The organism is Methylobacterium sp. Ger2507 (assembly GCF_055231875.1).
Genome location: NZ_JBUYVC010000001.1, coordinates 4240269 through 4253259, shown reverse-complemented (window position 1 = coordinate 4253259; position 12991 = coordinate 4240269). Strand labels below are relative to the sequence as shown.

Sequence of the window (12991 nt, the reverse complement as noted above, 5' to 3'; positions counted from 1 at the left end):
AGCGGGGCGGGCATCACGCCCACCCCGCTCCGTTCATACCGGTGTGACGGCGTTCACTCGCCCGTCAGGGCCGCCTTGGTGCGCGACCACCAGCCGGCACGCTTTGGACGATCCGGGTCCGAGGGCGGCGTGAGAACCACCGCCACCGGCTCGTGAGCAGGCATCGCCGGGACTGACGCCGGCTCGACGGAGACCTCCAGGGTATCGATAGGAGCGGCCACATTGCCCTGATCGCTCTCGGCTGCGATCGGCAATTCCAGCGCTAACGATCCCGAAGCTTGCGGCGTGGACGGGGCCACGGCTTCGGACACCGCCTCGGCACTCACGGGCTCCTCGCCGCCGAGGAAGGCGGACGGCGCATCACTCGCACCTTCGTCTCCCTCGACCGAAGCAACCGGCCGCTCACCGAAATCCGAGTTCGGAAGCTCCTTGTTAGCGAACTCCTGGGCATTGCCCTCGCCGTCCCGGGTACGGCCATCGCGGTCGCGACCACGACCCCCGCGACGACCACGACGACGGCGGCGACCGCTGCCATCATCCTCGCCAGCGGACGAAGCTTCGGCAGGCGAAACGCTCTCGTCGGTCTCAGGCTGCGCAGCGATCTCCTCGGGCTCCTCGGTTTCACCCTCGTCGTCACCGTCTGTGGCAGCGCTCTCGCCACCAGCCTGATCGCCGGTCTCGTGGCGGCCACCACGACGGCGACGCCGGCGCCGACGCCCACCTCGGCCATCGCCGCTCTCGGAAGTCTTCTCGGGTGCTTCCTCGGTGGAGCTATCGGTTTCGACCTCCTCGGCCTCAACCTCGACCTCGACAATCTCCTCCTCGATCTCCGGATCGAAATCTTCCTCGGGCTCCAGGGCGGAATTGATTGCCACCGCACGCACCCCGGTGACCGGCCCCTCGGCCCGCGTCGCAAGCTCACCCCGGTCGAGCTGGAAGGCGGAAGTGGCGGCCAAGCGCTCATCGGCGGCGATCGTCACCGAGACGCCGAAGCGGACTTCGAGTTCCCGCAGATGAGCTCGCTTCTGGTTGAGGATGTAGAGCGCCACCTCGGTGCGTGTCTTGAGGATGAGGTTGTGGCTGGTGCTCTTGAGCAGCGACTCCTCGATCGCCCGCAGGATCTGCAGCGCCACCGAAGACGTGGCACGAACATAGCCCGAACCGCCGCAATGGGCGCAGGGGAGGGACGAGCTCTCGAGCATGCCGGTGCGGATGCGCTGACGGCTCATCTCCAGCAGACCGAAGGGCGAGATGCGACCGACCTGGATGCGGGCGCGATCGTTCTTCAAACACTCGTTGAGCTTCTTCTCGACAGCGCGGTTGTTGCGCTTCTCCTCCATGTCGATGAAGTCGATGACGACAAGGCCCGCGAGGTCGCGCAGGCGCAACTGGCGGGCGACCTCTTCGGCCGCCTCCAGGTTGGTGCGCAGGGCAGTGTCCTCGATGTCGTGTTCGCGGGTCGAGCGACCCGAATTCACGTCGATGGAGACGAGGGCCTCGGTCGGATTGATGACGAGGTATCCGCCCGACTTGAGGGTCACATGGGTCGAGAACATCGCGTCGAGCTGCTGCTCGACCCCATAGCGCGCGAAGATCGGCGTCGGGTCGCGATAGGGTTGCACGACCTTGGACTGGCCCGGCATCAACATGCGCATGAAGTCGCGCGCCTCGCGGTAGGCCTCGTCGCCGGCCACCAGGATGTCGTCGATATCCTTGTTGTAGAGGTCGCGGATAGCGCGCTTGATCAGCGAGCCTTCCTCGTAGACCAACGCCGGTGCGGAGGAGGACAGCGTCAACTCGCGTACACTCTCCCACAGGCGCATCAGGTACTCGAAGTCACGCTTGATCTCCGGCTTGGTCCGAGAAGCGCCGGCCGTGCGCAGGATGACGCCCATGCCCTCCGGCACTTCCAGGTCCTGCGCGACTTCCTTGAGGCGCTTGCGGTCGGCCGCCGAGGTGATCTTGCGGGAGATGCCGCCACCACGACCGGTGTTGGGCATCAGAACGGAGTAGCGGCCAGCCAGCGAGAGGTAGGTGGTCAGCGCCGCGCCCTTGGTGCCGCGCTCCTCCTTGACGACCTGCACCAGGATGATCTGGCGGCGCTTGATCACCTCCTGGATCTTGTAGTGCCGGCGATACGTGCGCGGACGCTCGGGGATTTCAGCGAGAGCGTCGCCGCCAACCTGCGCGATCTTCTGCGGACGCTCGCCGTCCTCGCCCTCGGACTCGTCGTCGTCCTCATCCTCGTCGGAATCGTCATCATCCTCGGACTCGTCGTCCGAATCGTCCTCTTCTTCGTCCTCGTCATCCTCCTCGTCGGAGTCATCCTCGGATTCAGGCTCGACATGGAGGTTGGCGACAGAAGTCTCGCCTTCGAACGACCTGGTCTCCGAAGATTCAGCGTTCGAAGATTCAGCGTCCGAGGGCTCCACTTCATGAGACTCGGGCTCAGAGGAACCAACTGCCGCGCCGTCACCCATCGGTGCAGCCTCGAGAGCCAGTTCGACGGCCGGGGCGATCGGCGCCTCGGCCGTAGCACCGACGAGGGCCTGATCCTCGGAGGCTTCCGATGAAGAGGCGGGTGTCTCGGGACTGCCGAGATCGGATTGCGGCAGGTCGGTCGAGGCATCGCCACGCGAAGCGATTTCCTGAGACCCATCGGTGAAGCCGCCCTCGAGGAGCGCGTCCGTTGCGCCGATCGCGGAATCGTTCTCGACGAACGTGGCGACATCCTCGGACGTCACCGTATCGGAGGTCCGAGCGCGCTTGGCGGCCGTCCCATCGCGACGACCGCGCGAGCGGCGGCGAGGCTTACGCTCCTCGCGCTCGCGGTGCTCCTCGGCCTCGCGGGCTTCGTCCTCCAGCAATGCCTGTCGGTCGGCGAGTGGAATTTGGTAATAATCCGGATGGATCTCGCTGAAGGCGAGAAAGCCGTGGCGGTTGCCGCCGTACTCGATGAAGGCCGCCTGGAGCGAGGGCTCCACGCGCGTTACCTTGGCGAGATAGATGTTGCCGCGAAGCTGGCGCCGATTGGCGGCCTCGAAGTCGAATTCCTCAACCCGTGACCCGTGGACCGTGACGACCCGAGTCTCCTCCGGGTGCATCGCGTCGATGAGCATCTTGTTGTTGTTGGCCATGACGAACTTTCGACATGGCGGTCGACGTCGTTCTCCTCGAACCGCTCGGTCCCGATGGTGCGCCGTTCGGTCCAGGCTCACTGGCCTGGCGGATCGGTGCACGTGACGACCCGGGGAAGGGGGTCGCGGAAGCTGTGGGGAAGGGATTGCCGTCAACCGCCGTTGGGCGCCGGATCTCGGCGCGCGTGGGGTTGATCCTGGCCAGGGTCGACGAGACGGCGGCGCCACGCGAAACGCGCAGGCGTTGAACACGAGCAACGGCAACCGATGCTGTGTGTCCGCTCATTCTCTCCCTGACCTCGCGAAGACTGTGTGGGCCCGTCCGAGGACAGGCGTGCATTCCAAGAACGGTGCGACGGCCGAAAAAGCCACCGAATGAACCGACTCCCACCCAGCCTCGCCATGCCGCATTGTCTGACGCGGGGAACCGACTGCGAAGGCTATCCAGCAAGAAGCCGGATCGCACCCGCGGGCCGCGGAGCAAACCGCACGGCGCCGGGAAGGGGACCGTATCATTACAGAGCGTCGCGACGTTTTGGCAAGGACCTTCCTGTTGCGGGTCGCGGTCTTCCGCTTGAATCGGTCCGTATCCTGGGCTCGGCCCCCGGCGTCCTGCCTGGATTCCCGTGTTGCGCGAGCCTGTCGCCGTGGAGACACAAGCTCCGCGGAAGTGGGGGCACCGCTTGAGGAACGGTTAACCATCCGGTCCGTATCTCGTAGAGGCTGCTTCATATCGCAGTTCGCTAACAGCATGCCCAACCGGGGCGTGCTTGTCCTCCCGAGGATGAATGCCGGAACGATGCAGAGACGCTTACGCCTTCTCCGCTCCGCCCTCGTCGCCCTCATCTTTGCCGGCGCGATCCCGTTCGTTTGCCCGAGCGCGCAGGCTCAGGACAATGAAAAGTTGCGCGGGGCCAGCTCTCAGGCCGCCGTCGCCATCGCAGCAGATCTCTCCACCAGCAATGCGACGACGAAGCTGACCCTGACGCTCTCGAAGGCCATCGACGCCAAGGCCTTCGTGATGGAGCGTCCCGACCGGGCGGTGATCGATCTCGCGGAAGTGAACTTTCAACTGGGTCCGGAGACCGGACGGAAGCGCGAGGGCGTCGTCTCCTCCTTCCGCTACGGATTGTTCGCACCCGGCCGGTCGCGCATCGTGGTCGACCTTGCCCAGCCCGCCACGGTGGGCCGGATCGAAACGGTCACGCGGGCCCGCGACGGCGCCGTGCTGCTCAGCATCGACTTCCAGCGCAGCGATCGTGAGGGCTTTCGGCGTGCCGCCGTCTCAAGCGATCCCGCGCCCGCCCAGCGCAAAGCGGCGATCTTACCGGAGCCCACGGACGCGCGCCCGCTCATCATGGTCGATGCCGGCCATGGCGGAACCGATCCGGGGGCCATCGCGGCAACCGGCGTATTCGAGAAAGATATCGTTTTCGGCTTCGCCCAAGCCCTGGTGGCCCGACTCGAGTCCAGCGGACGCTACAGGGTGCGGATGACGCGGGACCGCGACGTCTTCGTTCCCCTCTCCGAACGCGTCCGCCTCGCCCGCGAGGCGAAGGCCGACCTCTTCGTTTCGATCCATGCGGACTCGATCTCATCGGCGCCTCAGGTGCGCGGCGCCACGATCTACACCGGCTCCGAGAAGGCTACCGACGCCGAATCAGCCAAGCTTGCCGAGCGCGAGAACCGTGCCGACGCGGCAGCGGGCACCGAATCGAACGAAGGCCCCGGCCATGTCGCAGATATCCTCCAGGAATTGACCCTGCGCGAAACCCGCACCTTCTCTTCGGGCTTCGCCAAGGGACTGATGACCCATCTCGGACCCGTGATGGAAATGAGCACAAAGCCGCACCGCGAGGCGGGATTCCAGGTCCTGCGCTCGCCGGATGTCCCATCGGTCCTGGTCGAACTCGGCTATCTCTCCAGCAAGCGCGATCTCGACCTTCTGCAATCGGAGGCTTGGCGCGCCGAGGTGACCGGAGGCATGGCCAAGGCCATCGATGCGTTCTTCGGAAGTCGGACCTCTCTGACGCGGCCGCAGCCGGCACGCCGGTCGGCGGCAATCGCCCCAGTTTCACCATAGAATACGTGTGAAACCGGGGCTCACAGCGCCCCGGTCACACCGACGCCGATCGTCTCGGCGGGATGGATCGCGGCGCTCATGAGCGAACGCCGCCGACATCGTGGCCTCGACCGCAAATCCGCGGCGGGACCCTTGCATTTCGGGATGGGACACGGTCCGAGGAAGCGCACGCCATGCTGGCGCGCGCTGACACGGCCGACCGGCGGCGGTGGATCATCGACGGACGGGACCCGGATGCGCTTCATCCTTCGTTTCTTCGGCTTCCTGTTCAGCGTCGGTGCGATGATCTTCGTGCTGGCCGCGGGCGCGGGAGCGTTCTTCTACTGGAAGTTCAGCCAGGACCTGCCCGACCACGCCGCGCTCGCCAATTACGAGCCGCCGGTGATGAGCCGCGTTCATGCGGCGGATGGTTCGTTGCTAGCGGAATACGCCACGGAGCGCCGCCTCTACCTGCCGATCCAAGCGATGCCGAAAATCGTCGTCGCGGCCTTCCTGTCCGCTGAAGACAAGAACTTCTACAAGCATGGCGGCGTCGACCCCGAAGGGCTGGTGCGCGCAGCGCTGACGAACTTCAAGAGCGGCAAGAAGCAGGGTGCTTCGACCATCACCCAGCAGGTCGCCAAGAACTTCCTCCTGTCGCCGGAGCAGACCTTCGAGCGCAAGGCCAAGGAGGCGCTCATCGCCTTCCGGATCGAGGCGGCTTACTCGAAGGATAAGATCCTCGAACTCTATCTCAACGAAATCTTCCTCGGCACCATCGTGCCCGGCCGCAACCTGCACGGCGTCGCGGCGGCTGCGCTCGACTACTTCGGCAAGTCGGTGCACGAACTGACGATCAACGAAGCAGCTTACCTGGCCGCGCTGCCGAAGGGGCCGAACAACTATCACCCCTATCGCCAGACCCAGAAGGCGCTGGACCGGCGCAACGAGATTATTGGGCTGATGGCCCAGAACGGGTACATCACCAAGGAGGAGGCCGAAGCCGCCCGCAAGATGCCACTCGGCGTCAACCCGCGCGTCGCCTTCGCCAATGCCGCCAACGCCAACTACTTCACCGAGGAGGTGCGCCGCGAGATCGCCGAGCGCTACGGTGAGAAGAAGCTCTACGAGGGTGGTCTCTCCGTGCGCGCCACGCTCGATCCGAAGATGCAGGCCTGGGCACGCAAGTCACTCGTGGACGGCCTGATCCGTTACGACCAGTCGCATGGCTGGCGCGGCGCGCAGGCCAAGGTCGATCTCGTGGGTCGTGACTGGGGCCTCGCCGTCGCAGAGGTTCCGGGTCTTGGCGACGTGCAGCCCTGGCGCCTCGCTGTGGTGTTGAGCACCACCGGGGGAGCCGCACAGATCGGACTCCAGCCGCGCCGTGAAGCTTCGGGCCATGTCTCGAAGGATCGCGAGACCGGCACGATCACGGCAGAGGGCACCCGCTGGACCGGGCGCTCGCCCGCTGCGGCTCTGAACGCGGGCGACGTCGTCTACGTCGAGGCGACCGATACCAGCCGCAACCAGTACCGCCTGCGTCAGCGTCCCGAGGTCTCGGGCGCCATCGTGGCGATGGACCCCTATACCGGTCGCGTCCACGCGATGGTCGGCGGCTTCTCCTATGACGAGAGCCAGTTTAACCGCGCCACCCAGGCGATGCGTCAGCCCGGCTCGTCGTTCAAGCCGATCGTCTACTCGGCGGCGCTGGACAACGGCTATACCCCGTCCTCCATCGTGCAGGACTCTCCGATCACCATCGAGGCGGGCCCCGGCCAGGAAGCGTGGACACCGTCGAACTACGACGGCAAGTCCGGCGGGCCGCACACCCTGCGCTATGGCATCGAGCACTCGAAGAATCTGATGACGGTGCGGCTGGCCAAGGATGTCGGCATGCCGCTCATCGCCGAGTACGCCCGCCGCTTCGGTGTCTACGACGACATGCTGCCCGTGCTGCCGATGGCTCTGGGTGCCGGCGAGACCACCGTCATGCGTATGGTCACCGCCTACTCGATGCTCGCCAATGGCGGGCGGCGCATTCGCCCAACCCTGATCGATCGCATCCAGGATCGCGTCGGCGAAACCATCTACAAGCACGACAACCGCAAGTGCCTCGGCTGCGACGCGGATAAATGGTCGGGCCAGGACGAACCCAAGCTCGTCGACGATTCCGAGCAGGTGCTCGATCCGCTGACCGCCTATCAGATGGTTTCGATCATGGAAGGCGTTGTCCAGCGCGGCACCGCCACCATCCTGAAGCAGATCGGCAAACCGCTTGCCGGCAAGACCGGGACGACGAACGACGCCAAGGATGCCTGGTTCGTGGGATTCTCACCGGACCTCGCGGTGGGCGTCTATATCGGCTTCGACAAGCCGCGCTCGCTGGGCGATCGGGCCACCGGCGGCGGCCTCGCGGCTCCCATCGCCCTCGACTTCCTCAAGCTGGCCCTCAAGGACAAACCACCGACGCCGTTCCGCGTGCCCCCGGGCATCAAGCTGATCCGCGTCTCCGCCTCGTCCGGAATGCGTGCCGGCTCGGGTGAAGGCGGGGGCACGATCCTCGAGGCGTTCAAACCCGGAACCGCACCGCCGGACGCCTACGTCGCTGCGCCGGCCCAGCAGTCCAGCGGTCCGGCAGCGGTGCCGCCGGATGCCGACCGCGCCGCTCAGGCCGGTGGCCTTTACTGAAGTCCCCTTATGCTGAACACAGCCCCGGCGCCCTCTCCGGGGCTCTGGCCGGTTCAGCCGGACTTCCGTGCCAGAGCGAGCTTCGCAAGTTTCTCGATGTTGAACCCAGTCTGCGGCACGTCGATCATGAAGCGCTCCGCGATCTCTGCGACCACGAAGTCCGGCTTCGTTCGGGCGACGTAGCCCCAATCGATGCTCGTGGACCACAGAACGTGGACCTCGCGAAACGTGTCGGCGAGCATCGGTGTCAGGCTTGCCGTGTGTGGCGTGACCGTATGATGCCCATAAGAATCGGCGAACAGCACCAAACGGCGTGGATCTGCCTGCGGTGAGTCATTCCGGAAGATGACGTGGGCCCCGATATGCGCATCGCGGCCGCGTCCCTGGGACTCCAAGGTAGTCACGAGGCTGTTGGCGTAGATGCGGCGTGCTGCGCTGTCGAACAGGCACGGCTCCGCCATTTCTGAGCGGACGGGATCGAACTTCAGTCCGAGATCGCCCGCATAAGCCCCAGCCGAGCCGATACAGCGCCGTGCGATATCCTCGCGGGGCCGGAGGCCGAGATGGCGGCAGATCTCCCCATAGGCGAGGAGATATCCCGAGAAGCTCCAGTGGCTGTCGGTACGACGATAGAGCGGGATTTCAGTGGCGCGGGCGCGGAACGGACGAACGAGATCGATCCAATGGCGCCGCGCGGATGAGAAGCGCAGCCAGCGCTCCATTCGAAGGACCGGGGCCCGGTCTGGATCGAAGGGGAGTCCATCGCAGGTCTGCGGGTAGATCGCGAGCTTCTCCGGTGCCACCACATGGGCATAGCGAGTGCCGAGTTCCACGCAACGCCGGACCCGTGTTTCGAGAATTCGGCGCCAGCGCCAGAGCTTCGCGCGTGGAAAACCGGGGTCGGCGTACTGGTCGAGCACGGCATTGCTACCGCCGGTGAGGAAGAGCCAACCATCCCGCCCGACATGCACGTCGGAGTGGCCTAGCCGCTTTGGTCCCGATACGGCGGACACAGGCGCGATGGTGATACCCTCGGTCATCGCGCCCTTGTATCGGTCGTGCAGCGACGGTGCACCCTTTTGGATCATCCGTATCCCAGGCCGGGTCAGAACCCGGCGCGGACGCCACCGAAGATGCTGCGCCCCACGCCCGGGTAGAACGCTACCGGACCACCCGCGACGGTCCGGGCATTCGTGACGACCGAGATGTCCGAGATGTAGCGGGCGTCGGTCAGATTGCGGGCATCGACGAATAGCGAGACTCCGTTCTGAAAATCGATTCCGGCACCGATGTTCAACAGTGCGTAGCCCGGCACCTTCAGGGTATTGGCGTGGTCGGCGAAGGCCCCCTGCGGAACCCAGTCGACCGAGGGGCTGATGTGGAAGCCTTGCCGGTTCCGGTAGGTGAGCACCGTCCGCAACACGTCGCGCGGAATGCCGGCGATCTGGTTGTTGGAGAAGACCGGATCGGCGATGAAGCGGAAGTCGTTGTGGGTCCAGACCTGCGAGACGACGAGCCCGTCACCGGGAGCGATCAGGTCGCGCGCCACATCGAGGGACACCGCGGCCTCCACGCCCTGGTGCCGGGTGCGTGGCGCGTTGAAGGTCGCAGCCGGGATGCCGAGGCCGGGATTGATCGAGAAGTTGATGAGTTCGTCGCGGACCTCGGAGCGATAGAAGGTCAGGTCCCAGAACAACCGGTCGATCCGGCCGCGCGTCCCCGCCTCGTACGTCACCGCGTTCTGTGCACGCAGGGGCACGAAGGTGGTGTTGAGCGAATTCTGCTGCACGAGGTCGGAGAAATCGGGCACATCGCGCGATCCCGTGATGTCGCCGAAGACCTGAATGTCGGGCAGCGGCTGCCACAGCAGTCCCACCTTCGGGTTGAGGCCGGAAAAGGTCTCGTTGGCCGAGGATGGAACGGCATTGCCACCCGTGAACCCGCCCTTGTTGCTGTAGGTGCGATTCGACGAGAAGGCCTTGGCACCCGCCATCAACGCCACGTCCGGCAGGAACCAGAAGCGATTTTCGCCGTAGGCCTCGTAATTTGAGGCACTCTGGAGCGAGCGCAGCGTCTGGGCGCCACGCTGACCCGCGATGTTGACGAACTGCAGGGCCGAGTTCTGGCCGGCGAAAGCACGCAGGCCCAGGATCAGGTCGTTGCGATAGCCGGCGACGTCGAAGGTCCCGGACCAATGCGGGGCGATCCCATAGGTCCAGCCGTCCTGGTCGATCACCTGAAAGATCGGGTGATACAGCGATTTGTGGATCGCCCACGTGTCGATATCGAGCTTGCCGACATCAAGCAGGAACGAGGTGCGATTGGCGATCCGCTCGGTCTCGACCTTGCGCGACTGGTTGCCGGTGATCGCCGAGGGGTTGGCCAGCGTCGGATTGTTGAGGGCGTTGAAGAGACTGAGCGTACCGGGGAGCTTCTGGTCGGTCAGGTAGACGCCGGCATAGAAACGCGTCTCGACCCCCGGGGCCAATTGGTAGCCGAGGTTGGCGTTGAAGTTCTGGGTCCGTTGGGTCTCGTGGTCCCGGTAGCCATTGGAATTCGTAATCGTCCCGTTGATCAGCACATCGACCGGGCCGGAGATGCGGGAAACCTGGACGTTCTCGCGGATCGTGTTGAACGCGCCGCCATCGATCCGCAGGATGTTGGGCGCTAAGGCGGTCTGGGCCGTCGGCGTCACAACGTTGATGGCGCCGCCAAGTGTCGTTGCCCCAAAGGTCAGGGCGTTGCCGCCCTTGTAGACCTCGATCGAGCGGAGGCCGAGAGGATCGATCTGGTAGAAGTCGCCGCTGCCGTCGGCGAGGTTGAGCGGAATGCCGTCCTGCAACAGCTCGAGACCACGCAGGTGGAAACCCCGCGCGATGCCGGAGCCACGCACCGACAACCTGAGTTCCTGGCCATAGCGCTCCTGCACGTAGACGCCCGGTACGTCCTTGAGGGTGTCGCGCAGGGTGTTGGCGTAGCGGTCCTGGAAATCCTTGGCGTCCACGAAAGCGACGGACCCGACCGTGGCACTCACGGCCGCGCGTTGGGCCGCGACGCCGGGAACCGTCAGGGAACCCGCTGAGGCGCCCTCGATGCTGAGCTCGGAGAGTGTTGCGGCGCCCGTTTCCTCGGCGCGAGAGGGCGTCCCGGCGAGGCAGAGCGTCAGAAGTGAGACGCCGCCTAGGAGGGCACCAACGGAAAATCTGGGGCGGCAGGGCAGGGGACCGGACATCGGTGAGGCTCCGGATCATGGGCCCACGCTTCGCAATGGCGCGAAGGGGCCTGCATGATCCCGGTGAGGGGTGAGGACGGGAGAGCGGACGCCGCACGACGGATCGCGCAGTGGAGACTGGAACGGGAAGGCTGCATTGCGGATCACCGCCCGCACCGCCCCACGCGGGAGCGACGGGATCAGGTCGGCCCCGTTGCCCCGCATGCGAGGGGAGCGGCGTCAGTGGTCGTGCGGACCCGGCGCAGATGGCGCGGCTGCGGGCGCACCCGGCTTCATCGCACCGATCGGCGCCACGCTGAAGCTGACCGGAACGGTGCCGGCCTTCTCGAAGCGGAGCGTTCCCTGAATCGCTTCGCCGGCTTTCGGCGCCCCCGTGAGGTCCTCGAACATCAGGTGGAATCCGCCGGGCTTCAGTTCCACAGTCTCGCCCGGCTTGATGACCAGGCCGCCCTCAACCGGGGCCATGCGCATCACGGCCCCCTCCATGCTCATGGAGTGGATTGAAGCGCGTCCCGCCAATGGGATTGCTGCGCCGATCAGGCGGTCTGCCTGCGTGCCCGTGTTGGTGACGCGGACGTAGCCGCCGGCGACCTTGGCGCCGCCGGGTGTCGCGCGCATCCACGGCGTTTCGATGCTGAGATCCCCGGCCTTGAGGCTCGCCGCTTCGGCCTTGCCGGAACTCGCCGTGGTGTGATCAACTCCGGCAGATGCTGACACGGCGGCGGCGATCCGCACGCCGGGTGCCGGGGATTTCAGTGCATGTGCGTCCTGGCCCGCTGCCGGGATCTCGGTCCAGCGATACTGCCCTGTGGCGCAATCCTGCTCGACGGGGAAGTAGACAGTGCTACCGGGCGCGTAAGCATCGCTGACCCGCGCCAGGAAGGTGAATTCATCGACCTGATCGTCTGGAAGGCGACCGCCGGTCCAAGTGATGGTCTTCACCCCCTCGCGGATGTCGCCGTGATAGTACGGATAGGCGCGAGCGTAGGCTCCCTTCTCGGTGCTCAGGGTCCAGCCGGGCTTCGGCATCGGCTTGGCGCCGATAATGCCCTCCGGAATTGTAACACTGACGCGGTTGGTCGGCTGCCCGTCGCAGCCGTGCGTGATCTGCACAACGCCACGATAGCTGGCATTCGGGCTCGCCTCTTTGCGCTCCAGGGTGGCGTGGGCCAGCGCGGCGGTCGTCGAAAGCGTGAGGACGAGGCCCGCGATGAATTGGGCTCGGGGAAGTCTGTACATGGGGATGGTCCGTGTCTGAGGGGATCGCAGAGAACTGATCACATCAGACGAAGGGGGGACCTCGCGGATGGGGAATTGAGCCGGGCGGCCCGCGCGCGGAGGCTGAAGATTCGCGCTGCCAGGCATGTCTGCACACGACCGGCGTCGGCCATGTGATCGAGCGGGGCATGATCTCGGGCAGAGCGGCGTGCAGCATCGACCCGGCGACGGTGCAGCAGGGTAGATGATGCGTGTGAGCGCCATTGGGCGTTCCCGAATCTAAGTCATCCGTTTGACCGAGACAGAGGAGACCATGTGAAGCCGCCGACGGAAGCGGAACCAGACCGCTCAGGACTGCGTGCAAGACGAAAGCGTAGAGTGCGATCACTGCAGTGATCGCACGCAAAGGGCCCCAATTCCCGTGGCCGAGCTGTTTTGCCGGGAGCGTCATCGTGATCCCGCTTACGCCATTGGCTATCGTTGCGCTATGCCGGTTGCATAGCGGACCACGGTGCTGTGGCACACAGGTCGCAGTCACGAGGATGTATGCGGGGATCGCGGGGATAAACCGGACCATGCCACAATGTGGCCGGGTCCCCATGAGTTCTTAACGCTACCCCGACACGTTCGCGACAGGGGCGTTCAGAACCTCGG

General features: G+C 65.5%; 6 protein-coding genes. 2 read left to right on the top strand and 4 right to left on the bottom strand.

The features are described from left to right. Positions 1 to 53 precede the first annotated feature (53 nt). Positions 54 to 3137: an Rne/Rng family ribonuclease gene (locus tag ACV7NL_RS19695; RefSeq protein WP_463356598.1), complete on the bottom strand. Its 3084-nt coding sequence runs from the start codon at positions 3135 to 3137 to the stop codon at positions 54 to 56. A 799-nt stretch (positions 3138 to 3936) separates the two neighbouring features. Between ACV7NL_RS19695 and ACV7NL_RS19690 the strand changes: the two genes are divergently transcribed. Both ACV7NL_RS19690 and ACV7NL_RS19685 read left to right on the top strand, forming a co-directional pair. After that, positions 3937 to 5220: an N-acetylmuramoyl-L-alanine amidase gene (locus ACV7NL_RS19690; RefSeq protein ID WP_463356597.1), complete on the top strand. Its 1284-nt coding sequence runs from the start codon at positions 3937 to 3939 to the stop codon at positions 5218 to 5220. A 234-nt stretch (positions 5221 to 5454) separates the two neighbouring features. Beyond that, entirely contained in the window at positions 5455 to 7887 is a 2433-nt protein-coding gene (locus tag ACV7NL_RS19685) for a penicillin-binding protein 1A (protein WP_056184248.1), read from the top strand. A gap of 53 nt (positions 7888 to 7940) precedes the next feature. Here the strand turns inward: ACV7NL_RS19685 and ACV7NL_RS19680 are convergent, their stop codons facing one another. The 3 genes from ACV7NL_RS19680 to ACV7NL_RS19670 form a co-directional block, all read right to left on the bottom strand. Further along, the gene (locus ACV7NL_RS19680) at positions 7941 to 8927 is read right to left on the bottom strand and encodes an alginate O-acetyltransferase AlgX-related protein (protein ID WP_463356596.1); all 987 of its coding nucleotides are present in this window, start codon (positions 8925 to 8927) and stop codon (positions 7941 to 7943) included. Between the two features lie 65 nt (positions 8928 to 8992). Further along, positions 8993 to 11119, bottom strand: coding sequence for a TonB-dependent receptor family protein (locus ACV7NL_RS19675; RefSeq protein WP_463356595.1), 2127 nt, complete (start codon positions 11117 to 11119; stop codon positions 8993 to 8995). A 219-nt stretch (positions 11120 to 11338) separates the two neighbouring features. Beyond that, a complete protein-coding gene (locus ACV7NL_RS19670) occupies positions 11339 to 12358 on the bottom strand; it encodes a DUF1775 domain-containing protein (protein WP_056184244.1) in 1020 nt (339 codons plus the stop codon). Between the last annotated feature and the right edge of the window lie 633 nt (positions 12359 to 12991).